This window comes from Methylobacterium sp. P3_A11, assembly GCF_056403155.1.
This window is the reverse complement of sequence record NZ_JBFUGA010000058.1, coordinates 17311-38504: the sequence shown is the minus strand read 5'-3', so window position 1 is coordinate 38504 and position 21194 is coordinate 17311. Positions and strand designations below refer to the sequence as shown.

At 69.3% G+C, this 21194-nt stretch carries 24 protein-coding genes; 19 read left to right on the top strand and 5 right to left on the bottom strand.

Features of this window, described 5'->3' with window-relative positions:
• From AC1DXK_RS18580 to dprA, 14 genes are all read left to right on the top strand, one after another.
• The coding region (locus AC1DXK_RS18580; RefSeq protein ID WP_477298612.1) for an AprI/Inh family metalloprotease inhibitor at nucleotides 1-373 on the top strand (373 nt) is incomplete at its 5' end.
• 128 nt (nucleotides 374-501) lie between these two features.
• On the top strand, nucleotides 502-2367 hold the full coding sequence (locus AC1DXK_RS18575) for an ABC transporter ATP-binding protein (protein WP_457106407.1): 1866 nt from the start codon (nucleotides 502-504) through the stop codon (nucleotides 2365-2367).
• Nucleotides 2368-2564: 197 nt separating this feature from the next.
• Entirely contained in the window at nucleotides 2565-3134 is a 570-nt protein-coding gene (gene petA, locus AC1DXK_RS18570; RefSeq protein WP_457106406.1) for a ubiquinol-cytochrome c reductase iron-sulfur subunit, read from the top strand.
• 13 nt (nucleotides 3135-3147) lie between these two features.
• Nucleotides 3148-4434 (top strand): cytochrome b, encoded by a 1287-nt coding sequence (locus tag AC1DXK_RS18565; RefSeq protein WP_457106405.1) that lies wholly within the window; start codon nucleotides 3148-3150, stop codon nucleotides 4432-4434.
• Nucleotides 4435-4452: 18 nt separating this feature from the next.
• On the top strand, nucleotides 4453-5364 hold the full coding sequence (locus AC1DXK_RS18560) for a cytochrome c1 (protein ID WP_457106404.1): 912 nt from the start codon (nucleotides 4453-4455) through the stop codon (nucleotides 5362-5364).
• A gap of 297 nt (nucleotides 5365-5661) precedes the next feature.
• On the top strand, nucleotides 5662-6537 hold the full coding sequence (locus tag AC1DXK_RS18555) for an S-methyl-5'-thioadenosine phosphorylase (RefSeq protein WP_457106403.1): 876 nt from the start codon (nucleotides 5662-5664) through the stop codon (nucleotides 6535-6537).
• An 84-nt stretch (nucleotides 6538-6621) separates the two neighbouring features.
• Nucleotides 6622-7209 (top strand): imidazoleglycerol-phosphate dehydratase HisB, encoded by a 588-nt coding sequence (gene hisB, locus AC1DXK_RS18550; protein WP_457106402.1) that lies wholly within the window; start codon nucleotides 6622-6624, stop codon nucleotides 7207-7209.
• A 72-nt stretch (nucleotides 7210-7281) separates the two neighbouring features.
• On the top strand, nucleotides 7282-7761 hold the full coding sequence (locus tag AC1DXK_RS18545; RefSeq protein WP_457106412.1) for a DUF2628 domain-containing protein: 480 nt from the start codon (nucleotides 7282-7284) through the stop codon (nucleotides 7759-7761).
• A 19-nt stretch (nucleotides 7762-7780) separates the two neighbouring features.
• Nucleotides 7781-8440, top strand: a complete 660-nt coding sequence (hisH, locus tag AC1DXK_RS18540; RefSeq protein WP_457106401.1) for an imidazole glycerol phosphate synthase subunit HisH — start codon at nucleotides 7781-7783, stop codon at nucleotides 8438-8440.
• A gap of 37 nt (nucleotides 8441-8477) precedes the next feature.
• Complete coding sequence (hisA, locus tag AC1DXK_RS18535) at nucleotides 8478-9221, top strand: 1-(5-phosphoribosyl)-5-[(5-phosphoribosylamino)methylideneamino]imidazole-4-carboxamide isomerase (RefSeq protein ID WP_457106400.1); 744 nt, start codon at nucleotides 8478-8480, stop codon at nucleotides 9219-9221.
• A gap of 273 nt (nucleotides 9222-9494) precedes the next feature.
• Entirely contained in the window at nucleotides 9495-10298 is an 804-nt protein-coding gene (hisF, locus tag AC1DXK_RS18530; RefSeq protein WP_457106399.1) for an imidazole glycerol phosphate synthase subunit HisF, read from the top strand.
• Nucleotides 10295-11599: a dihydroorotase gene (locus AC1DXK_RS18525; RefSeq protein ID WP_457106398.1), complete on the top strand. Its 1305-nt coding sequence runs from the start codon at nucleotides 10295-10297 to the stop codon at nucleotides 11597-11599. The genes hisF and AC1DXK_RS18525 overlap by 4 nt, the downstream gene beginning before the upstream one ends.
• On the top strand, nucleotides 11599-12201 hold the full coding sequence (gene plsY, locus AC1DXK_RS18520) for a glycerol-3-phosphate 1-O-acyltransferase PlsY (protein WP_457106397.1): 603 nt from the start codon (nucleotides 11599-11601) through the stop codon (nucleotides 12199-12201). The genes AC1DXK_RS18525 and plsY overlap by 1 nt, the downstream gene beginning before the upstream one ends.
• Nucleotides 12202-12253: 52 nt before the next feature.
• The gene (gene dprA / locus AC1DXK_RS18515; RefSeq protein WP_457106396.1) at nucleotides 12254-13465 is read left to right on the top strand and encodes a DNA-processing protein DprA; all 1212 of its coding nucleotides are present in this window, start codon (nucleotides 12254-12256) and stop codon (nucleotides 13463-13465) included.
• On the opposite strand, the gene ruvX is transcribed toward dprA, so the two are convergent.
• Nucleotides 13455-13955, bottom strand: coding sequence for a Holliday junction resolvase RuvX (gene ruvX, locus AC1DXK_RS18510; RefSeq protein ID WP_457106395.1), 501 nt, complete (start codon nucleotides 13953-13955; stop codon nucleotides 13455-13457). The genes dprA and ruvX overlap by 11 nt on opposite strands.
• Entirely contained in the window at nucleotides 13952-14521 is a 570-nt protein-coding gene (locus AC1DXK_RS18505; protein ID WP_457106394.1) for an SMI1/KNR4 family protein, read from the bottom strand. The genes ruvX and AC1DXK_RS18505 overlap by 4 nt, the downstream gene beginning before the upstream one ends.
• Nucleotides 14522-14693: 172 nt before the next feature.
• Between AC1DXK_RS18505 and AC1DXK_RS18500 the strand changes: the two genes are divergently transcribed.
• The 5 genes from AC1DXK_RS18500 to gatB all read left to right on the top strand — a co-directional run bounded on the left by AC1DXK_RS18500 (nucleotide 14694) and on the right by gatB (nucleotide 18827).
• Nucleotides 14694-14834, top strand: coding sequence for a hypothetical protein (locus tag AC1DXK_RS18500; protein ID WP_477298605.1), 141 nt, complete (start codon nucleotides 14694-14696; stop codon nucleotides 14832-14834).
• 167 nt (nucleotides 14835-15001) lie between these two features.
• A complete protein-coding gene (gene gatC, locus AC1DXK_RS18495) occupies nucleotides 15002-15289 on the top strand; it encodes an Asp-tRNA(Asn)/Glu-tRNA(Gln) amidotransferase subunit GatC (RefSeq protein ID WP_457106392.1) in 288 nt (95 codons plus the stop codon).
• A 79-nt stretch (nucleotides 15290-15368) separates the two neighbouring features.
• On the top strand, nucleotides 15369-16847 hold the full coding sequence (gatA, locus tag AC1DXK_RS18490; RefSeq protein WP_457106391.1) for an Asp-tRNA(Asn)/Glu-tRNA(Gln) amidotransferase subunit GatA: 1479 nt from the start codon (nucleotides 15369-15371) through the stop codon (nucleotides 16845-16847).
• Complete coding sequence (locus AC1DXK_RS18485) at nucleotides 16844-17143, top strand: hypothetical protein (protein ID WP_091777665.1); 300 nt, start codon at nucleotides 16844-16846, stop codon at nucleotides 17141-17143. Before gatA ends, AC1DXK_RS18485 begins: the two co-directional genes overlap by 4 nt.
• A 211-nt stretch (nucleotides 17144-17354) precedes the next feature.
• Nucleotides 17355-18827 carry an Asp-tRNA(Asn)/Glu-tRNA(Gln) amidotransferase subunit GatB gene (gene gatB / locus AC1DXK_RS18480; protein ID WP_457106390.1) on the top strand — a complete coding sequence of 491 codons (1473 nt, stop codon included), beginning with the start codon at nucleotides 17355-17357 and terminating at the stop codon, nucleotides 18825-18827.
• Between the two features lie 562 nt (nucleotides 18828-19389).
• Here gatB and AC1DXK_RS18475 read toward each other — a convergent pair.
• From AC1DXK_RS18475 to AC1DXK_RS18465, 3 genes are all read right to left on the bottom strand, one after another.
• On the bottom strand, nucleotides 19390-19872 hold the full coding sequence (locus AC1DXK_RS18475; protein WP_457106389.1) for a DUF3280 domain-containing protein: 483 nt from the start codon (nucleotides 19870-19872) through the stop codon (nucleotides 19390-19392).
• A gap of 69 nt (nucleotides 19873-19941) precedes the next feature.
• Nucleotides 19942-20997, bottom strand: a complete 1056-nt coding sequence (locus AC1DXK_RS18470) for an HlyD family secretion protein (protein WP_457106388.1) — start codon at nucleotides 20995-20997, stop codon at nucleotides 19942-19944.
• Complete coding sequence (locus AC1DXK_RS18465; protein ID WP_457106387.1) at nucleotides 20997-21191, bottom strand: DUF1656 domain-containing protein; 195 nt, start codon at nucleotides 21189-21191, stop codon at nucleotides 20997-20999. Before AC1DXK_RS18465 ends, AC1DXK_RS18470 begins: the two co-directional genes overlap by 1 nt.
• Nucleotides 21192-21194: the final 3 nt, after the last annotated feature.

Below are 21194 nucleotides of genomic sequence, written 5' to 3'. Positions count from 1 at the left end.
GCCCGCGCCCGGCCCGCAGGCGTCCGCCGCAGCCCCGACGGTGATCGCCGAGCCGGTGGCGCCTCCGGCACCTCCGCCACCGGTCATCACCAGCGGTCGCGCCTCCGTGGTCGGAAGCTGGGACGCCCGGGATGCGACCGGTGCGAATTGCAAGGTGACCCTGTCGAGCACACCCGCCCTGGATCTTTACCGGGCCACGGCGACGGGCTGTGCCAACAAGGATCTGGCCCGGGTTTCGGCCTGGGACTTCCGGGACGGCGAGGTCTACCTCTACCAGCAGGGCGGCTCCGTGGCGGCGCGCCTGCGCCAGGGCGGCGGCGGCCTGGAAGGGGCGCTGACCAAGTCGGGCGCCGCGCTCGCGCTGAACCGCTGAGGCGGCGCCAAGTCTGAGCCGGCGCTAAGTCTGAGCCGGCGCTACTTCGGCGCGACCACACCGCACGGTTGGCGCCCGGCGGAGGGGCCTTACATGAAGGGCTCCCGCCGCATCACGCCCCCGTAAACATGTTCCTGGACTGGCTTGAGCGCCGCGTCGATCCGTTCGCGCCCTTCGACGAGGCGCGGATGCCGCCGCGCTCGATCCTGGGTTTCGCCTGGTTCTATCTGCGGCCGATCCGTGCCGCGTTGGCGGCTTTGTTCGTCATCGCAGTGATCGCCGGGACGGTCGAGGCCTCGCTCTATCTCGTGATGCGCTGGTTTATCGACCTGATCGGCACGGCCGACCGGGCCACCGTCCTGTCTGACCACGCGACCGGACTCGCTCTCGTCATCCTGCTCGTCGCGGTGGTGCGGCCGCTATCGATCTGGGCGCACGAGGTTCTGTCGAACCAGCTCGTGGTCCCCCAATCGACGAACCAGATCCGCTGGCGGGCGCATCTCTACACCCTCGGTCACGCGCTCTCGTATTTCCAGGGCGACTTCTCAGGGCGGCTGGCCAACCGCGTGGTGCAGGTGGGGCCGGCGGTGCGGGAACTCGCCGTCGTCTTCATCGACACGCTGCTTTACGTGGCGATCTACGCGATCACCGCGGTCGGCCTGTTCAGCGCGATCTCCCCGTGGCTTGCCGTCCCGGTCCTGGTGTGGATCGCCGCCTACGCGGCCCTTACGACGTGGTTCGTCCCGCGGGCGCGGGCGCGCTCGCACCTGACCGCCGACACGCGCTCGACGCTCATCGGCCGCATCGTCGACAGCTACACCAACATTCTGACGGTGAAGCTCTTCGCCCGCGACCGCGAGGAACGGGCCGCGGTTGAGGACGCTGTGGCCGTCCACACCGCTGCCTACCTGCACCAGTTCCGCTTGGTGACCCTGACGACGAGCCTCCTCGGCATCCTGAACAGCTTTCTCCTGATCGCCACCGGCGCCGCCTGCCTGATCCTCTGGCGCTCGGGCGGAATGACGACCGGCGAGGCGTCGGCTGGCCTCGCCCTGGTGCTCCGGCTGATCGCCATGTCCGGCTGGGTGATGCAGACCGTCCGCGGCGTCTTCGAGAATGTCGGCGTGGTCCAGGAGAGCATGCAGACCATGGCGCGGCCGCACGCCCTGGTCGACGCATCGGATGCCAAGCCCCTGGTCGTCAACGGCGGCGAGATCCGGTTCGACGATGTCGGCTTCCACTACGGCCGCGGCGACGCCACTGTCATCGAGGATTTTTCCCTGACGATCCGCCCAGGCGAGAAGGTCGGGCTGGTGGGCGTGAGCGGCGCGGGCAAGTCGACCCTGGCGGGGCTGCTCCTGCGCCTCTACGACGTGGAGAGCGGGCGCATCCTGGTCGACGGCCAGGACATCGCGCGGGTCACCCAGCAGTCCCTGCGCGAGGCCATCGCGATGGTCAGCCAGGACACCTCGCTCCTCCACCGCTCGATCCGCGACAACATCGGCTATGGCCGACCCGGCGCCACCCAGGCCGAGATCGAGCGGGCGGCGCGTCTGGCGCACGCGGACACGTTCATCGCCGATCTGGTCGATCACAAGGGGCGGCGTGGGTATGACGCCCAGGTCGGCGAGCGCGGCGTCAAGCTGTCCGGCGGGCAGCGCCAGCGGATCGCCATTGCCCGGGTCATGTTGAAGGACGCCCCGATCCTGATCCTTGACGAGGCGACCTCCGCCCTCGACAGCCAGGTCGAGGCGGCGATCCAGGAATCCCTCGACACCCTGATGGCCGGCAAGACCGTGCTGGCCATCGCGCACCGCCTCTCGACGATCGCGGCCCTCGACCGGCTCGTGGTGATCGACCGCGGCCGGATCATCGAGGAGGGGACGCATGGCGAGCTGGTCGCCGCCGGCGGCGTCTATGCCGGCCTGTGGTCGCGCCAGTCCGGCGGTTTCCTGGACGACGGGACGGCCCGATACGACAGCGCCGTCGCCTGAGCGGCGGGCCGGCGCGATTGCCGGCAACATAACGCGACGATCGAGGGCAGGCCTTATCGCCGCACCGCACACAGCCGCTTGACTCGGGAGCGTCAGACGGTCTCATTGCTCAGATTAGAACCATAATGCTTTGTTCCCGGACCGAGCCGGGACGAGGGCACCTGCGGCCCTTACGTCGACGCATGGAGTTCCGAACCTTGGCGAACACATCAGCCGCCGCTCCCGCGGCCTCCGGGCATGAGGGCAGCCGCCGCGACTTTATGTTCCTGGCGACCGGTGCGGGTCTCGCGGTCGGAGCCGCGGCCGCGGCCTGGCCGTTGGTCTCCTCGATGGCGCCGGACGCCGACACGATCGCGGCCGGCGCGCCGATCGAAGTCGATCTGACGCCGATCCAGGACGGTCAGATTGTCAACGTCTTCTGGCGCGGCAAGCTGATCTTCGTGCGTAAGCTCACCGCCAAGGAGGTGGGCGACATGAAGGCGGTGCCGCTCTCCGCGATGATCGACCCGGCGGCCTTCACGGCGCGGGTCAAGAACGGCCACGATCAGTGGCTGATCGTTTACGGCAACTGCACGCACCTCGGCTGCGTGCCGATCGGTCACCAGGGCAATTTCGAGGGCTGGGCCTGCCCGTGCCACGGCTCGCAGTTCGACGCGGTGGGCCGCGTTCGCCACGGGCCGGCGCCCATCAATCTGCCGATCCCGCCCTACGCCTTCGAGACGGATACCAAGATCCGGATCGGCGAGGGCGGCAGGGAAGCGGCCTGAGGAGGACGGAAGAATGAGCGGAACGGCCAGCACTTACGTCCCCAAGAGCCGCGTAGCCAAATGGTTCGAGGCGCGCCTGCCCATCGCCGGGCTCGTGCACTCGTCCTTCATCGCCTACCCGGTTCCGCGGAACCTCAACTACTTCTGGACCTTCGGGGCGATCCTCGCCGCCTTCTTGGGCATCCAGATCATCACCGGCGTCTGGCTGGCGATGCACTACGAACCCTCGGCCACGGGTGCCTTCACCTCGGTCGAGAAGATCATGCGCGACGTGAACTATGGCTGGCTGCTGCGCTACGCGCACGCCAACGGCGCCTCGATGTTCTTCGTGGCCGTCTACGTCCACATGTTCCGCGCGCTCTATTACGGATCGTACAAGGCCCCGCGCGAGGTGCTCTACATCCTCGGCGTGGTCATCTACCTCCTGATGATGGCCACGGCCTTCCTCGGATACACGCTGCCTTGGGGCCAGATGAGCTTCTGGGGCGCCACCGTCATCACCAACATCCTGGCGGCGATCCCGGTGGTCGGCGACACAATCCAGACCCTGCTCTGGGGGGGCTACTCGGTCGGCAACCCAACGGTGAATCGCTTCTTCTCACTGCACTACCTGCTGCCGTGGATGATCGCCGGCGTGGTCGTGCTGCACGTCTGGGCGCTGCACGTCACCGGCCAGAACAACCCGGCCGGCATCCCGATCAAGTCGGGCAAGGACACGGTGCCGTTCACGCCTTACGCGACGGTCAAGGACGTGTTCGCGACCTGCGTGTTCATGATCCTGTTCGCGTGGTTCCTGTTCTTCCAGCCGAACTTCCTGGGCCACGCCGACAACTACATCCAGGCGAACCCGGCGGTGACGCCGGCACACATCGTCCCAGAATGGTACTTCCTGCCGTTCTACGCGATCCTGCGCGCGGTCCCGAGCAAGCTCGGCGGCGTCATCCTGATGTTCTCGGCGGTGATCATCCTGGCCTTCGCGCCGTGGCTCGACACCTCGCGGATCCGCTCGTGCAACTATCGGCCGCTCTACCGCCAGTTCTTCTGGGTGTTCATCGGCGTGACGCTGCTGCTCGGCTGGCTCGGCTCGCAGCCTCCGGAGGGCGGCTACGTGATCGCCTCGCAGGTCTGCACCGCCTACTACTTCGCCCACTTCCTCATCGTCATGCCGCTCTGCGGCCTGTTCGAGACGCCGAAGAAGCTACCGGGTTCGATCCTCGAGAGCGTGACCGGGCCGGGCAAGCAGGTGAGCGGATCCGGCATGCCGGCGGGCGCCGCCGCCGCTCCGACCACCAAAGGCTGACGGGCTGACGACAGGACCATGATGATGACCCGCGTCCTCTCGACGACCGCCGCGGCCGCGCTGGCGGCCCTGCTGATCGGCGCCGTGCCGGTCTCCGCCCAGGAAGGGCATGGCGGGCCGATCCCGGCCCGCGTGAGCTGGAGCTTCGCCGGCACGTTCGGCCGCTTCGATACCGCGCAGCTGCAGCGCGGCTTCCAAGTCTACAAAGAGGTCTGCTCCGCCTGCCACTCGATGAAGCTGGTCTCCTTCCGCAACCTCGCGCAGGAGGGCGGGCCGGACTTTTCGGCCGGGCAGGTAAAGGCGCTGGCCGCCACCTACCAAGTAAAGGACGGCCCCAACGATGCCGGCGACATGTTCGACCGGCCGGGCCGGCCCGCCGACACGTTCCCGCCGCCCTTCCCGAACGACCAGGCGGCGGCCGCGGCCAACGGCGGCAAGGCGCCGCCCGACTTCTCGGTCATCGCCAAGGCGCGGACCTTCTCCCGCGGCTCGCTGTACTTCCTGACCGACTGGCTGCCACTCGTCGGCTATTCGGAGCAGGGGCCGGACTACATTCACGCCCTGATCAACGGCTACGAAGAGCCGCCGAAGGACTTCGCGCTGCCGGAGGGCGGCCACTACAACAAGTACTATCCGGGCCACATCATCGCGATGCCGCCGCCGATCACGGACGGGCAGGTCACCTATCCGAAGGACGACAAGGGCCAGCCGGTCGTGCCCGAGACCGTCGATCAGTACGGCAAGGACGTCGCGGCCTTCCTCATGTGGGCAGCCGAGCCGCACATGATGGACCGCAAGGCCCTTGGATTCCGGGTGATCCTGTTCCTGATGGTGCTGTCGGGACTGCTCTACTACGTGAAGAAGAAGATCTGGGCCGATGTCGGCGGCGAGGTCCATGGCCTCCAGCCGGAGCTGCACAAGGCGTATTGAGGCGCGGCGCCTCGGTCGATGATGCGGATGGGCCTCCTTCGGGAGGCCCGTCTTTTTTGCATGTCGGGGGCATGCTACCGCTCCGCCTGCCCGACGGTTCGGCGCGTCGCGACGCCAACCCCGTCCGATTCCCCATCCCGAGGTGCTGTGGCGCAGCCCCGAAGGAGGCCATCAGGCGTCACTGCGGGTACCGGAGCCCTCCTTCGAGGCCTCCGCTTCGCTCCGGCACTTCGGGATGAGGTGGCGGGTAGGACGGGCAAGCCCTTCGATGCGCCGCATGGCGACAGGAATACCGGAATGACCACAGCGATCCTCGGGGTGATGGGTGGGTCCGGCGTGTACGATCTGCCGGGTCTCCAGGATGTGCGCGAGGAGCGCGTCGCCTCTCCCTGGGGCGTGCCCTCGGACGCCCTGCGCATCGGCCGGATCGGCGACACCAAGGTGGTGTTCCTCGCCCGGCACGGGCGGGGCCACCGCCTCTCACCCTCCGGCATCAACTACCGGGCCAATATCGACGCGTTGAAGCGGGCGGGTGTCACCGACCTCGTCTCGCTCTCGGCCTGCGGTTCCTTCCGCGAGGACCTGCCTCCCGGCCTGTTCGTGCTCGTCGACCAGTTCGTGGACCGTACCCACGGACGCGCCTCCTCGTTCTTCGGTGACGGCTGCGTCGCCCACGTCTCGCTAGCCCACCCGGTCGGGCCAGGACTTCAGGCACGGATCGCCCAGGCCGCCAGGGCCGAGGACATCGCCGTGCATCGCGGCGGCACCTACGTCTGCATGGACGGGCCGCAATTCTCGTCGCTGGCCGAATCACGGGCCTACAAGGCCCAGGGATTCGACGTGATCGGCATGACCAACATGCCGGAGGCCAAGCTCGCCCGAGAGGCCGAGATAACCTACGCCACCATCGCCATGGTGACCGATTACGATTGCTGGCATCCCGGCCACGACGCCGTCGACGTCGCCGCGGTGGTGGCGGTGGCCCGCGCCAACGCCGACAAGGCGGCCCGCCTCGTTGCGCGGCTGGCCCGCGATTTCCCGGCCGAGCGCGAGTCTTGCCCGGCGGGCTCGCACCGGGCGCTGGACGGCGCGATCATGACGGCACCCGCCGTCCGCGATCCGGCGCTTCTGGCCAAGCTCGATGCCGTGGCGGGCCGGGTGCTCAACGGTTAGACCGCGGCCCTTTCCAATCCGGAGCGAGTCCCTCTAGAAGGCGCGGGCGGCTTCAGCCGCCCAGGTCGCGAAATCCAGATCGACATGCGCAGCGCCACCATCACCCGGAAGACCGCGGAGACCGACATCGCGGTCACCGTCGCCCTCGACGGGACCGGGCGATCCAAGATCGCCACCGGTATCGGCTTCCTCGACCACATGCTGGATTTGCTGGCGCGGCACGCCCTGTTCGATCTGGACGTGAAGGTCGACGGCGACCTGCATATCGACCAGCACCATTCGGCCGAGGATTGCGGCATCGCCCTCGGTCAGGCCTTCGCCAAGGCGCTCGGCGACAAGCGCGGCGTCACGCGCTACGCCGACATCCACCTGCCGATGGACGAGGCGCTGACCCGGGTCTGCGTTGACATCTCGGGCCGTCCGTTCCTGGTGTTCCGCACCGCGTTTCGCGTGGAGAAGATCGGACAGTTCGACACCGAGCTGGTCCGCGAGTGGTTCCAGGCCTTCGCGATGAATGCTGGCCTGACCCTCCACGTGGAGACGCTCTACGGCGACAACGCCCACCACATCGCCGAGAGCTGCTTCAAGGGTCTGGCCCGGGCCTTGCGCACGGCCGTGGCGATCGATCCGCGGGAGGAGGGGCGCGTTCCCTCCACGAAGGGCTCCCTGTAGATAGTTGTCGTCGGGCGCCCCGATCGGCCACGCGGCCGCCGCGGCGCACCCTGTCGGAGTTTCGCGATGCGGATGCGCAGCTACACGCTCCACCTCCCAACGGATGCGCGGCCGGGCGAGGCGCTCGGGCTCGACCGGGCCGTCTTGGTGCGGGACGGCTTCTCCTGGTCGGCCTTCGCCTTCACGGTGTTGTGGTTCCTGTTTCATCGTCTGTGGATCGCCGCGCTGATCGTGCTGGTCGCCCTCGTGTCCCTCGCCGCGGCGGGCATCGCGTTCGGGCTTCCGACCGGCGCCGGTCTGGTCGTGACCCTGCTGGCCGCTTGGTTGATCGGTCTCGAAGCCTCGAGCCTGCGCCGCTGGACCCTGGCCCGTCGCGGCTGGCCGGCGCGCGACGCGGTGGTCGCCGCGACGCCCGAGGAGGCCGAAGGCCGGGCTCTGACCCGTTGGATCGAGGCGAGCCAAGCGGCACCTCGCGCACCGTTCCCGAGCGGCCCGAGCCGGCGTCCCGAGCCGGTGATCGGGCTGTTCCCCGCCCAGGAAGGCACCCGGTGAGCGGCCAGGCGAGACCAGCATGAGCGCCGAGACCGTCGCGATTATCGATTACGGATCGGGCAACCTCCATTCCGCCGCCAAGGCCTTCGAGCGGGCCGCCCGCGACAGCGGGCGGAACGCGCGGATCTGTCTGACCTCGGATCCGGAGGTAGTGGCCGCGGCCGACCGCGTCGTGCTGCCGGGGGTCGGAGCCTACGCGGATTGCCGCCGGGGCCTCGATGCCGTGCCCGGCATGGTGGAGGCGATGACGTACGCCGCGCATGCGGCCGGGCGACCCTTCCTCGGCATCTGCGTGGGGATGCAGCTCCTGGCGACCCGCGGGCTGGAATATACCGTCACGCCGGGGCTCGGCTGGATCCCCGGCGATGTCGGACCCATCGCGCCGTCCGACCCGTCGCTCAAGGTGCCGCATATGGGTTGGAACACCCTGCGCGCCGCATCCGACCACGCCCTGCTCGCCGGCATTCCCACCGGCGAGGACGGGCTGCACGCCTATTTCGTGCACAGCTACGCCTTGACGGCCGAGCGCGCGGAGGATGTCGTGGCGCAGGCTGAGTATGGCGGTCCGATCACCGCCCTCGTCGCCCGCGACAACGTCGCCGGCACGCAGTTCCACCCCGAGAAGAGCCAGCGGCTGGGCCTCGCGCTCATCGCCAACTTCCTGAACTGGCGCCCGTGAGCACGGTTCGGCCCCGGCAAGAAGGACGGAAGCACGCGTGATCCTGTACCCGGCGATCGACCTGAAGGAGGGGCGCTGCGTCCGCCTCGTCCAGGGTGACATGGCGCAGGCCAAGGTCTTCGGCGACGACCCGGCCGCGCAGGCCGCGATCTTCGAAGGTCAGGGCTTCTCGTGGCTCCACGTGGTCGATCTCGACGGCGCCTTCGCGGGTGCGCCGCGCAACGCCGCGGCGGTGGATGCGATCCTGGCCCGGGTCACGATCCCGGTGCAGCTCGGCGGCGGCATCCGCGAGATGAAGACCCTGGAAGGCTGGCTGGCGAAGGGCGTCGCCCGGGTGATCATCGGAACGGCCGCGGTTCGGGATCCCGAATTCGTCCGCGAGGCCGCCCGCAAGCATCCCGGCAGGATCGCTGTCGGCATCGACGCCAAGGACGGGCGCGTCGCGGTCGAGGGCTGGGCGCAGACCTCCAGTATGACGGCCGAGGAGCTGGGGCGCCGGTTCGAGGACGCGGGCGTCGCGGCGATCATCTACACCGACATCGCCCGGGACGGGATCCTGAAGGGCCTCAACGTCGAGATGACCCTGGCGCTCGCGCAGGCCGTGCGCATCCCTGTGATCGCGTCGGGCGGCCTCGCGTCGATCGACGACGTCCACCGGCTGCTGCAGCCGGATTGCGCGCTGATCGCGGGTGCCATCACGGGGCGCGCGCTCTACGATGGCCGCATCGATCCGGAGGCGGCCCTGGCCGCGATCGCTGCGGCGCGCGGCCCGGCTTCATGATAGACCGTCCGTCCTGGAGGCGCTGAGGCGGGAGGCTTCGATGACGGCGTTGAAAACCCAGCCGGGCGCGGCCGGAACCGCCTATGGGTTCAATTTCGACACTTGGACACGGGTACGGGGCGCGCGCCTGCCGCGATGCACGGGAAGAGGCATCGGCGGTAACAGGACGGTCGCTGCAGGTCTTCCCGGAGGAATGTCCCTACCCGCGTGACGAGCTGCTGACGCGGCCCTTCTCAGCGCCCCCCGAAGATACGTCGGACGGAAGAGTCGAACTTGCTCAAGACCCGCATCATCCCCTGCCTCGACGTGAAGGACGGGCGCGTCGTGAAGGGCGTGCGCTTCGAGGGCCTGCGCGATGCCGGCGATCCGGTGGAGGCCGCCAAGGTCTACGACGCGGCCGGCGCCGACGAGCTGTGCTTCCTCGACATCACCGCGAGCCGCGAGGCCCGCGGCACCCTGCTCGACATCGTCAGCCGCACCGCCGAAGCCTGTTTCATGCCGCTCACCGTCGGCGGCGGCGTCCGAACCGTAGAGGACGTGCGCGCCCTGCTCCTCGCCGGCGCCGACAAGGTCGCGATCAACACCGCCGCCGTGAAGGATCCCGACCTCGTGGCCCGGGCGGCCGAGAAGTTCGGCGCGCAATGCATCGTCGTGGCGATCGACGCCAAGCGGGTCACGCTCCCGGGTGAGCCGCCGGCCTGGGAGATCTTCACCCATGGCGGCCGCGATCCGACCGGGATCGACGCCGTGGCCTTCGCGCGGCTCGTGGCCGGCAAGGGCGCCGGCGAACTGCTGGTCACGTCCATGGACAAGGACGGCACCCGCTCCGGCTACGACCTCGCCCTGACGCGAGCGATCAGCGATGCCGTGACCGTGCCGGTCATCGCATCCGGCGGGGTCGGCGGCCTCGACGACCTCGTGGCCGGGGTCGCCGAGGGCGGCGCCAGCGCCGTGCTGGCGGCGTCCATCTTCCATTTCGGGCAGGCGAGCGTCGCCGAGGCGAAAGCGCATATGGCGGCGGCCGGCCTTGCCATGCGCCTCGACGGCCCGGCCTCTTCCGCGAGGACGCCCCTGTGAGCAGCTACCTCCTGGCGAACGCCAAACTTCTCGATCCCGCCACCGGGCGCGAGACCGCCGGCGCGGTGCTGGTCCGGGACGGCCGGATCGCCGACATCGCCGCAGGGGCCGCCCCCGGTGCTCCGGCCGACGCGACGCGCGTGGATTGCGCCGGCCGCGTGCTGACACCCGGACTGATCGACATGCGCGCCTTCGTTGGCGAGCCGGGGGCCGAGCACCGCGAGACCCTGGCCTCGGCGAGCGCCGCCGCGGCCGCGGGCGGCGTGACGACCTTGGTCTGCATGCCCGACACCAACCCGGTGATCGACGGTCCGGCCATCGTCGACTTCGTGCTCCGCCGCGCCCGCGATACCGCGAGCGTGAACGTCCTTCCCGCTGCGGCGATCACCAAGGGCCTCCTCGGCAAGGAGATGACCGAGTTCGGCCTGCTTCAGGAGGCCGGCGCGGTCGCCTTCACCGACGGGCTGCGAGCCGTGGCCAACGCCCAGGTGATGCGCCGCGCGCTGACCTACGCCCGGGACTTCGACGCGCTGATCATGCAGCACGTCGAGCAATCGGACCTCGTAGCCGAAGGGGTGATGAACGAGGGCGAACTCGCCTCGCGCCTCGGCCTGATGGGCATTCCCCGCGAGGCGGAGACCGTGATGTTGGAGCGGGACCTCCGCCTCGTGCGTCTGACCGGCGCCCGTTACCACGCGGCGATGATCTCCTGCTCCGATTCGGTGGAGATCGTCCGCCGAGCCAAGCAGGACGGCCTGCCGGTGACCTGCGGGGTGTCGGTGAACAATCTCGTCCTCAACGAGAACGACATCGGCCATTACCGCACCTTCTGCCGGCTCTCGCCGCCGCTGCGTGACGAGGCCGACCGCCACGCGGTGGTGCGCGCCCTCGACGAGGGCGTGATCGACGTGATCGTCTCCGATCACAACCCGCAGGACGTTGAGACCAAGCGCCTGCCCTTCGCCGAGGCGGCCGACGGGGCGCTGGGGATCGAGACCCTCCTCGGCGCGTCCCTGCGCCTCGTCCATGCGGGCGACCTGGCCCTGTCGAGGCTCATCGCCGCGCTCACCGTGAACCCCGCCCGGATCCTCGGCCGTGCGGCGGGCCGGCTGGCGGTTGGGGCGCCTGCCGACCTGGTGCTGATCGACCCCGATCTGCCCTACGTCCTCGACAAGCGCCGACTGAAATCACGCTCCAAGAACTCGCCATTCGACGAGGCGCGCCTCCAGGGCGCGGCGGTGCTGACGCTGGTCGGCGGCCGGGTCGTCCACGCGACCGCCGACCTCGCGGCGGCCGCGTGATGCTGCCGGATCTCGCGACACCGGCCGCGCTGGGCGGCCTCGTCCTCGGCTACGCCCTGGGCGCGATCCCGTTCGGACTGATCCTGACGAAGTTCGCCGGCCTCGGCGACGTGCGGGCCATCGGCTCGGGCAACATCGGCGCCACCAACGTGCTGCGAACCGGCCGCAAGGGCCTGGCAGCCGCCACCCTTCTCGGCGATGCCCTCAAGGGCACGGCAGCGGTCCTGATCGCCCGCAACCTGGGGGAGGGGCCGGCACTGGCCGCGGGGCTCGGCGCGTTCCTGGGCCATCTCTTCCCGGTCTGGCTGGGATTCCGGGGCGGCAAGGGAGTCGCGACGTTCATCGGCGTGCTGCTCGCCTTCAACCTCCCGGCTCTGGGGATCTTCGCCGCGATCTGGCTCGGACTCGCCTTCGCCCTCAAGTATTCGTCGTTGGCCGCACTGGCGGCATCCGCTGCGACACCTTTGGCATTGTGGGCGCTGGGCACCCCGCCGCAAGCGTTGCTGTTCCTGATCCTGTGCCTGCTGCTATGGTGGAAGCACGCGCCGAACATCCGCCGACTCGCGTCCGGCACCGAGGGGCGCATCGGCCAGAAGGGTTGAGCGCAAGCGCGCGGTGCGGCCCCTGGAGCGAGGGGCGGCCCTTGGGGGGTGCATGCAGCTCACCGATGCGCAGCGGCTGGACTGGCTGCGGTTGATCCGCACCGAAAGTGTCGGGCCGCGCACCTTCCGCACCCTCGTCAACCGGTTCGGCGGCGCCGCCGCCGCCCTTGAGGCGTTGCCGGACCTGACCCGTCGCCAGGGCAAACGGGTCGCGCCGCCGACCAGGGCTCAGGCGGAGGAGGAACTCGCGGCGCTTGGGCGCCTCGGCGGCCGGCTGATCGCCCTGGGCGAAGCGGACTATCCCCGCCTTCTCACCCAGGTCGACGCGGCGCCGCCGCTCCTGGCCCTGCGCGGCGCCGGGATCCTGAACCGGCCGGCCGCAGCGCTCGTAGGCTCGCGCAACGCCTCGACGGCGGGACTCGCCTTCACGGAGCGGCTGGCCCGCGGCCTGGGCGAGGCGGGTCTCGTCGTGGTTTCGGGCCTCGCCCGCGGAATCGACGCGCGGGCGCACAGGGTAAGCCTGCGGACCGGGACCATCGCGGTGATGGCGGGCGGCCAGGACCGCATCTACCCGGCGAGCCACGCTGCCCTGGTCGAGGAGATTTTGGGAGAGGGGGGCGCCATACTCGCCGAGATGCCCATGGGCTGGGAGCCCCGCGGGCGCGACTTTCCCCGCCGCAACCGCATCATCTCCGGCCTGTCGTACGGGACCATCGTGGTCGAGGCCGCCCGCCGCTCCGGCTCGCTGATCACGGCGCGTTACGCCCTGGAGCAGAACCGGGAGGTCTTCGCGGTCCCGGGTTCGCCCCTCGATCCGCGCGCCGAGGGCACGAACGATCTGATCCGCCAGGGCGCCACGCTCGTCTCCGAGGTGGGCCACGTCCTCGACGTCATCGGTCCGATCGTCGAGCGGGGACCCGACCTGGACGCCGCGCCCGCGCGGGGCCGGCCGGACCTCGCAGACCAGCCCGACTTCTGGGACGAGATCGAGCTGGATGCATCCGGGACCAATCTCGCCTTGGCACCGATGCGACTCGACCGCGACGCCACCGACCATGCCGAGTACGAGGATAACCTCCTCGAGCCCGCCGACGATCGCGCCCGCATCGTCGCGCTCCTGGGACCGAGCCCGGTCGGCACCGACGAGCTGGCGCGGAGTGCCGGCGTCGGTGCCCGGGTCGTGCAGACCGTCCTGCTGGAACTGGAACTGGACGGCCGGATCGAGCGCCACGGCAGCGGCGCGGTCTCGCTCGTCAGCCGCTGAGGGAATCGTCCTCGGAATCCGCATCGGCCAGGTGGCGCATCACGTCGAGGAAGCCCTGAAGGATGTAGGCGGCCGCCAGCTTGTCGACGAGTTCACCCCGCCGCGCCCGGGAGGCGTCGGCCTCGATCAGCGCCCGCGTCACCACCGCCGTCGACAGCCGCTCGTCGAAATAGACGTGGGGCAGGGGAAGGATCGGCGCGAGGTTGCGCATGAAGGCGCGGGTCGACTGCACCCGCGGCCCCTCGCTGCCATCCATGTTCAGCGGCAGCCCGACCACCAGCCCGCCGACGGCGTGCTGCCGGCACAGGGCGGCGAGGCGCTGCGCGTCCGGGGTGAACTTGACCCGGCGGATCGTCTCCAGCGGGGACGCGATCTGGCGCCCCAGGTCCGACAGGGCCAGCCCGATCGTCTTGGTGCCGAGATCGATGCCGATCAGGCGCGCCCCGCCTCGGGAAGCGGCCGCGAAGGTGCGGATCGCGTCGTGGTTCATGGGTCCGCCTGCGCGCTGCGGGCGAGGGTGGCCTCCGAGAAACCCTCGAAACGCGAGGCCAGAGGCTCCGCCCCCGGCCCAAGCACCAGGGCCGCGGAGGGTGCCGTGACCCGGGTGAAGAAGTCGGTCAGGCTCTCGCCGCCGAACCGCACCGTCACGAGATCCGGCGCGAGCAGCCAGATGTCGTATTCCCCCTCCGTCCCGGCGACGTCCCAGAACAGGAAGCTGCCATCCTCGCCGGCGCCGAAGAAGCAGGCGCGCTCGACGATGTCCGGATCGCCGCCCTCGACGTCGAACCGGTGCGCCTCGGATCCGTCCTCCAGCATCGCGACGGCGGCGCCGACGCTGTGGGCGATGAGGTTCGCCTGGGTCGCCAGATCGCAGGCCCCGAACGGCGCCGGCACGGCGATGCGGAACTGTCCGCCCGCGAGACCGACGCCGCAGGTTCGGCAGAAATCGCGATAGGAGGCCGGCAGCGCGAAGCCCAGCTCCGCCGCCGCCCGGTCGAAACCCGCCGCATCCGGGATGAACCCCGGCGTCAGGCTGACGAACACCTGCTCCCACATCGCTCCCGCTCCACCGTCCACAGGCTTGAGGCCCTCCGCAGATCGCCCCCGGTGCACGGGGCGCCGTTCGCGACTAGGTAGGTTAACGCTTCGTTAACCCGCGCCATGGGTGTCCGCCGTGTCGACGACAAACCTACTCTCCCGTTCCGCTCCGTCCCGGCGTCGATCGGCGATGCCGCGCAAGCACCGCCTGATGCTCGTTCTCGCCATCGAAATCCTGGTCGCGGGCATCACCCAAGCCATGATCCAGCCGGTCCGGCAACCGGGAATCACCATCGAGATGTCGGTGACGCCCCATCACGTGGTGACCTGATCGAAGCGGGATGTCCGATCGACCGACTGCGCCTGCCGGTCGATCCGCGACCGCGCCGGCACGAGATGCGGCACCCCGGCTCAGCCGCGTTGCGGCGCGTCGAGGGCCGATGCTATAGGCCGACCGACTTCGGGAGACCGCTCCCGGGTAGGGGCGAACGGGACGGCATGTCGGTCGACGAGAAGACGGTTCGGCGTATCGCACATCTGGCGCGGATCGCGGTCACCGACGACGAGGTCGGGCCGCTGCAGGGCGAGCTGAACGCGATCCTGGCCTTCGTCGAGCAGCTCGGCACCGTCGACGTGTCCGGCGTGGAGCCGATGACCTCGGTGACGCCGATGGCGATGAAGAAGCGCGAGGATGTGGTCACCGAGGGCGGCCGCGCCGACGACGTGGTCGCCAACGCGCCCGAGACCGAGGACAACTACTTCCTGGTCCCGAAGGTGGTCGAGTAGGCCGAGAGCAGCCCCGGCCCTGGCGGACCGGTATTGTGGCGGGCAGGCGCGCGGCGGCGCGCGCGGGGACGTGAACAGCGTGGATCCGAACGAACTCACCCTGGCCGAAGCGCGCGATGCCCTGAAGGCGAAGCGACTCTCGGCCCGCGAGCTGACCCAGGCGCATCTCGACGCGATGGCGAAGGCCCGCGCGCTCAACGCCTACCTTCGGGAGACCCCGGACCGGGCTCTCGAGATGGCCGAGGCGTCCGACCGGAAGATCGCGTCCGGCGAGGCCCGGCCGCTGGAAGGCATCCCGCTGGGCATCAAGGACCTGTTCTGCACGCATGGCGTGACGACTACGGCGGGGTCCAAGATCCTGGAGACCTTCGAGCCGCATTACGAATCAGCCGTGTCGGCCAATCTGTGGCGCGACGGCGCCGTGATGCTCGGGAAGCTCAATCTCGACGAGTTCGCCATGGGCTCGTCCAACGAGACGAGCGCCTTCGGCAACGTGCTTTCGCCCTGGCGGCGCAGGGGATCCGACGCGCAGATCGTGCCCGGCGGCTCGTCGGGCGGCTCTGCCGCCGCGGTCGCCGCGCGGCTCTGCCTGGGTGCGACCGCCACCGACACCGGCGGCTCCATCCGCCAGCCGGCCGCCTTCACCGGGACTGTCGGAATCAAGCCGACCTACGGGCGCTGCTCGCGCTGGGGCACGGTGGCCTTCGCCTCGTCCCTGGACCAGGCGGGTCCGATCGCGCGGACGGTCCGCGACTGCGCGATCCTCCTTGGCTCGATGGCGGGTGCCGATGCCCGGGACACGACCTGCGCGGACCTCGCCGTGCCCGATTTCGAGGCCGCGGTCTCGCGCGGCGTGAAGGGCCTGACCATCGGCATTCCCAAGGAGTACCGGGTCGACGGCATGCCCGCCGAGATCCAGAAGCTCTGGGACGAGGGTGCGGCCTGGCTGAAGGCGGCCGGCGCGACGATCCGGGACATATCGCTGCCGCACACGTCCTACGCACTGCCGGCCTACTACATCGTGGCCCCGGCGGAGGCGTCCTCGAACCTCGCCCGCTACGACGGCGTTCGGTACGGCCTGCGGGTGCCCGGCAAGGACATCGCGGGGATGTACGAGAACACCCGCGCCGCCGGCTTCGGCCGCGAGGTGAAACGCCGGATCATGATCGGCACCTACGTGCTCTCGGCCGGCTACTACGACGCCTACTATGTCCGCGCCCAGAAGATCCGCACCCTGATCAAGCGCGACTTCGAGGCTGCCTACGCGGCCGGGGTCGACGCGATCCTGACGCCGGCGACGCCGTCGGCCGCCTTCGGCATCGGCGAGAAGGCCTCGGCCGACCCGGTTGAAATGTATCTCAACGACGTCTTCACCGTGACGGTGAACATGGCCGGGCTGCCCGGCATCGCCGTGCCGGCGGGGCTCGACGGCCAGGGCCTGCCCCTAGGCCTGCAGCTCATCGGTCGGCCCTTCGACGAGGAGACGCTGTTCGCGGTCGCGCAGGTGATCGAGGATTCGGCCGGCCGGACCGTCCTGCCCGAGCCGTGGTGGTCATGACCGTTCCCTACTATCCCTGGACGGTCTGGATCTGGGCCGGGTTCGATCCGGCCCTGATCGTGGTGGCGGTCTATCTCGGATGGACCGCCAGCCAATTCGGCAAGGTCTTCATCGCGGCGATCGCGGCGCTGGGCTTCTCGGTTCTGTTCTCCTACGCGGTGAGCGCCGCCGGCATCCCCTGGCCGGCGCCGATCACCCATGACGGCCCGACCTTCTTCCCGGTGCGCGCCGTCGCGGCCCTGCTCTGGGCGATCCTCGGCTATGGCGCCCGGCAGGCGGTCAGACGACGCGCTTGATCTTTTCGCGACGCGGCCGGTAAGTGGCCGCACGACACCCGCGCCCACTTGCGCCCTCATCCTGAGGCGCCCGCGTGAGCGGGCCTCGCAGGAGGCCTCCAGCCGGCCGCGCGATCCCTGGAGCCCTCCCTTCGAGGCTGCCGCGCAGCACCTCAGGATGCGGATGCAGGTGGGAGCATTCCGCCACGCTCCCTTCCCAGCCCGGACGACCATGAACGCACCCGTCGACCCCAAGAAGCTGATCAAGGGCGGCCTCCACGACTGGGAGGTGATCGTCGGCATGGAGATCCACGCCCAGGTGTCCAGCCGGGCGAAGCTGTTCTCCGGCGCCTCCACCGAGTTCGGCGGCGAGCCGAACGACCACGTCTCGCTGGTCGATGCGGCAATGCCCGGGATGCTGCCGGTGATCAACGCCGAGTGCGTCGCGCAGGCGGTGCGCACTGGCCTCGGCCTGAAGGCCCGGATCAACCTGCGCTCGGTGTTCGACCGGAAGAACTACTTCTACCCGGACCTGCCGCAGGGCTACCAGATCTCCCAGTACAAGGACCCGATCGTCGGCGAGGGCGAGGTTCTGGTGGATCTGGCCGACGGCGCGTCGATCAACGTGGGCATCGAGCGCCTGCATCTCGAGCAGGATGCCGGCAAGTCGCTGCACGATCAGGACCCGACCCGGAGCTTCGTCGACCTCAACCGGTCCGGCGTGGCGCTGATGGAGATCGTCTCCCGTCCGGACCTGCGCTCCTCCGAGGAGGCGAAGGCCTACGTCACCAAGCTGCGCACGATCCTGCGCTATCTCGGGACCTGCGACGGTGACATGGAGAAGGGCTCGCTCCGCGCCGACGTCAACGTCTCGGTGCGCCGCCCCGGCGAGCCGCTGGGCACCCGCTGCGAGATCAAGAACGTCAACTCGATCCGCTTCATCGGTCAGTCGATCGAGGTCGAGGCGCGGCGTCAGATCGCGATCCTGGAGGATGGCGGCAAAATCGATCAGGAGACGCGCCTGTTCGATCCGACGAAGGGCGAGACGCGGTCCATGCGCTCGAAGGAAGAGGCACACGATTACCGCTACTTCCCGGATCCGGACCTGCTGCCGCTGGAGTTCGACCAGGCCTACGTCGATGCCCTGGCCGAGGGACTGCCGGAGCTTCCGGACGCCAAGAAGGCGCGGTTCGTGCAGGATTACGGCCTGTCGCCCTACGATGCCGGCGTGCTCATCGCGGAGCGGGCGTCGGCCGACTACTACGAGGCGGTGGCGAAGGGGCGGGACGGCAAGGCCGCGGCCAACTGGGTCATCAACGAGCTGTTCGGGTGCCTGAACAAGGAGGGCCTGTCCATCGAGGCGACGCCCGTGTCAGCCGATCAGCTCGGAGCCATCGTCGACCTGATCGGCGAGGGCGTGATCTCCGGAAAGATCGCCAAGGACCTGTTCGAGATCGTCTGGACCGAGGGCGGCGACCCGCGCGCCCTCGTCGAGAGCCGCGGCATGAAGCAGGTCACCGACACCGGCGCCATCGAGGCGGCGGTGAACCAGATCATCGCGGCGAACCCCGACAAGGTCGCCCAGGCCAGGGAAAAGCCGACCCTGCTCGGCTGGTTCGTCGGCCAGACCATGAAGGCCACGGGTGGCAAGGCGAATCCCGCAGCGGTGAACGCCCTGCTCAAGGCGAAGCTCGGGATCGACTGATCCCAGGGTCACGGGGGGGCGGAGTGCCGGGCGCCCTGCGGGGCGCCGGGGCTTCGCACCAGGGCTTCGCGCCACGACGATAGCCCGCCGCGGCGATGCCGGGGCGGTGAAGGCATTGCGAAATCCGATTTGGTGAAACCGCGGCGGAACGGCTCTAAGTGGGGCCTTTCGCGCATTCGAAGGCGTGCCGTATCTGGCCGCTTCTGCGCCCCTGGAGCCGCTTCCGTCCGGCTGTTCGTGTGGTGCCGCTGAATTCCGGGCCGAACCTGTCCCCGAACCGTCTATGCGGCGTTCCGCTGCGGTGGAGTCATGCCTGTCTCCTCCAGCTTCCGGCAACCGTCACCGTAGCGAAACCTGATCGCGTCAAGGTTTCCGGCCGGTTCGTGCCCGCTTTGATCAAGCACAGATGGAGACTGCTCCCGTCTCCGAAGGCGGTCAATAGCTATTTTCTCGACGACCGCTTTTTCCGAACGACATCACGGCCGCATCGCGCTGCACCCACCGAGAGGACAACAGCTTGGATCGATCCTGCGGCGGTGCAAAATCTTGATTGGCGCACAAGCTACTTGCCGGCATTCATATTGTTCTGCACCAGAAAGCGGATGCCGCGGTCGAAGGATTCGTCCGTGTCGCCGCGCAGGTCGACGCTGTAGGCCTTCTCGGGCGCATCACCGGCGACGGGCTTCACGTAGACGTTCAGGTTGAGGATCAGATTCGAGACCTTCTGCACCTCGCCGGTGATCGCCACGTCGGCGCCGAGCCTGCGGGCGAAGTCCTCCGCGCAGCCGCTGCAGTTCCGCAGATCGGCACTGCGGGCGACCTCGCCCCGCACCGGATCCGTCGAGACCACGACGAACAATGCGTTCTTCTCCAGCAGATCTCGAAGTTCGGCACTCACCCGCTTCAGGCGGGCCGTATCGGCCGCGTCGGTCGGCACCGGCGACAGGTTCGAGAACTGGAAATCGAACACTGCGGCCTTCGGCGGTGCGGCGGCAGCGGGTCCGCCTGCCAGCAGCACGAGGGCAAACACAAGACGACAGCTCATGGCGTTCTCCAGCGCGCGTGTTTCCGGAGAACGCGGCAGACTGATCCGGGTCACGCCCGGATCGCGACTTCAACGCCGGTCGGCCTCGGCCGAAGGTCCGGCCGCCGGCGTCGTCAGTGCCGAGACGCGGTCCCGCAGAGCCATGAACCAGTCCGGGTCCGGCGCGCGGCCGCCGTTGACCACCACGGTCGCGGTCATGCCGGCGATGAGGGGAACGCCCGGTGCGATATGGTCGATGCGGATGCGAACTGGCACGCGCTGCGCCAGACGGACCCAGGTGTAGACCGGGTTGACGTCCGGCAGCCCCTGCGTGCTGGCGGCGGCGTTCGCCGTGGAGATGCCGAGTGTGATGCTGTCGACCGTTCCGGTCAGGTGCGGATCGAAGCCCATCAGCTTGACGTCGGCGGGATCGCCCACGTGGACGTTGGCCAGTTTGGTCTCCTCGAAATAGCCGTCGATCCAGAACGAATCGGTGTCGACCACGCTGATGTTCGCGGTGCCGGTCCGGGCGTAATCGCCGACCCGCATGAGCAGGTTGGTGACGCGGCCATTGACGGTGGACGTCACCTGGGTGCGTCCCAGGTTCACCTTGGCTTGGCGCAGCTGCGCCTGAGCGCCTTCCAGCGCCGCCTCGGCGATCTTGGCGGTGCCGGCGAATTGCTGCTTCTCCTCGATCGAGGTCGAGACGGTCGTCAGCGCCTGGCGCCGGGCCGACTGCGCGTTCTTCACTTGGAGGTCGGCCTCCCGGTTCTTGACCTCCGCGTCCGCCGAGGTGACCGAGACCTCGAAGTCGATGGGATCGATGACGTAGAGGACATCCCCCTTGCGGACGGTCTGGTTGTCCTGGACCCGGACGTCGACGATCTGCCCGGAGACCTGCGGAGCGATGTTGGCGACCTGAACCCGGACCCTGCCGTCGCGGGTCCACGGCGCCGCCACGTAGAACGCCCACACGAACGCCGCTGCGAGACCGGCAGCGAGCAGGATCACGCCGGTCGCCGCCAAGCGGACGATCCTGGCTGTGCGGCCCCGGCGTGGGACCGCGGGCAGGCGATCGGCCGGCTCCGACGCGGCGTCGCGGGAGGCGGGCTTCGGATCGTCCTCGTCGGCGGTGGTATCGGGCATCAGATCAACGCGATCAGGAGGGCGAGAACACAGACGTAGAGGCCGGCCTCGGCGAGCGGAGCGTTGGCGACGTAACGGCTGAAGCGGATGCGGGCGAAGAGCCAGCGCAGGGCGAGCAGAATCACGAACGCGGCCAACGCGTAAGCGACGAAGGCGGAAACCAGCACCCCGCCGAGATGGATGTCCTCGTGCATGGT

Excerpts from the sequence above, each read along its gene's own strand:
- AC1DXK_RS18575 (WP_457106407.1), top strand. The coding sequence starts at position 502 with ATGTTCCTGGACTGGCTTGAGCGCCGCGTCGATCCGTTCGCGCCCTTC.
- ruvX (WP_457106395.1), bottom strand. The coding sequence starts at position 13,955 with ATGAACCACGACGCGATCCGCACCTTCGCGGCCGCTTCCCGAGGCGGG.
- dprA (WP_457106396.1), top strand. The coding sequence starts at position 12,254 with ATGCAGCTCACCGATGCGCAGCGGCTGGACTGGCTGCGGTTGATCCGC.
- gatC (WP_457106392.1), top strand. The coding sequence starts at position 15,002 with ATGTCGGTCGACGAGAAGACGGTTCGGCGTATCGCACATCTGGCGCGG.
- AC1DXK_RS18465 (WP_457106387.1), bottom strand. The coding sequence starts at position 21,191 with ATGCACGAGGACATCCATCTCGGCGGGGTGCTGGTTTCCGCCTTCGTC.
- AC1DXK_RS18500 (WP_477298605.1), top strand. The coding sequence starts at position 14,694 with ATGCCGCGCAAGCACCGCCTGATGCTCGTTCTCGCCATCGAAATCCTG.
- plsY (WP_457106397.1), top strand. The coding sequence starts at position 11,599 with ATGCTGCCGGATCTCGCGACACCGGCCGCGCTGGGCGGCCTCGTCCTC.
- AC1DXK_RS18545 (WP_457106412.1), top strand. The coding sequence starts at position 7,282 with ATGCGCAGCTACACGCTCCACCTCCCAACGGATGCGCGGCCGGGCGAG.
- AC1DXK_RS18565 (WP_457106405.1), top strand. The coding sequence starts at position 3,148 with ATGAGCGGAACGGCCAGCACTTACGTCCCCAAGAGCCGCGTAGCCAAA.
- hisH (WP_457106401.1), top strand. The coding sequence starts at position 7,781 with ATGAGCGCCGAGACCGTCGCGATTATCGATTACGGATCGGGCAACCTC.
- AC1DXK_RS18505 (WP_457106394.1), bottom strand. The coding sequence starts at position 14,521 with ATGTGGGAGCAGGTGTTCGTCAGCCTGACGCCGGGGTTCATCCCGGAT.
- hisB (WP_457106402.1), top strand. The coding sequence starts at position 6,622 with ATGCGCAGCGCCACCATCACCCGGAAGACCGCGGAGACCGACATCGCG.
- AC1DXK_RS18470 (WP_457106388.1), bottom strand. The coding sequence starts at position 20,997 with ATGCCCGATACCACCGCCGACGAGGACGATCCGAAGCCCGCCTCCCGC.
- AC1DXK_RS18475 (WP_457106389.1), bottom strand. The coding sequence starts at position 19,872 with ATGAGCTGTCGTCTTGTGTTTGCCCTCGTGCTGCTGGCAGGCGGACCC.
- AC1DXK_RS18485 (WP_091777665.1), top strand. The coding sequence starts at position 16,844 with ATGACCGTTCCCTACTATCCCTGGACGGTCTGGATCTGGGCCGGGTTC.
- AC1DXK_RS18555 (WP_457106403.1), top strand. The coding sequence starts at position 5,662 with ATGACCACAGCGATCCTCGGGGTGATGGGTGGGTCCGGCGTGTACGAT.
- AC1DXK_RS18560 (WP_457106404.1), top strand. The coding sequence starts at position 4,453 with ATGATGATGACCCGCGTCCTCTCGACGACCGCCGCGGCCGCGCTGGCG.
- gatB (WP_457106390.1), top strand. The coding sequence starts at position 17,355 with ATGAACGCACCCGTCGACCCCAAGAAGCTGATCAAGGGCGGCCTCCAC.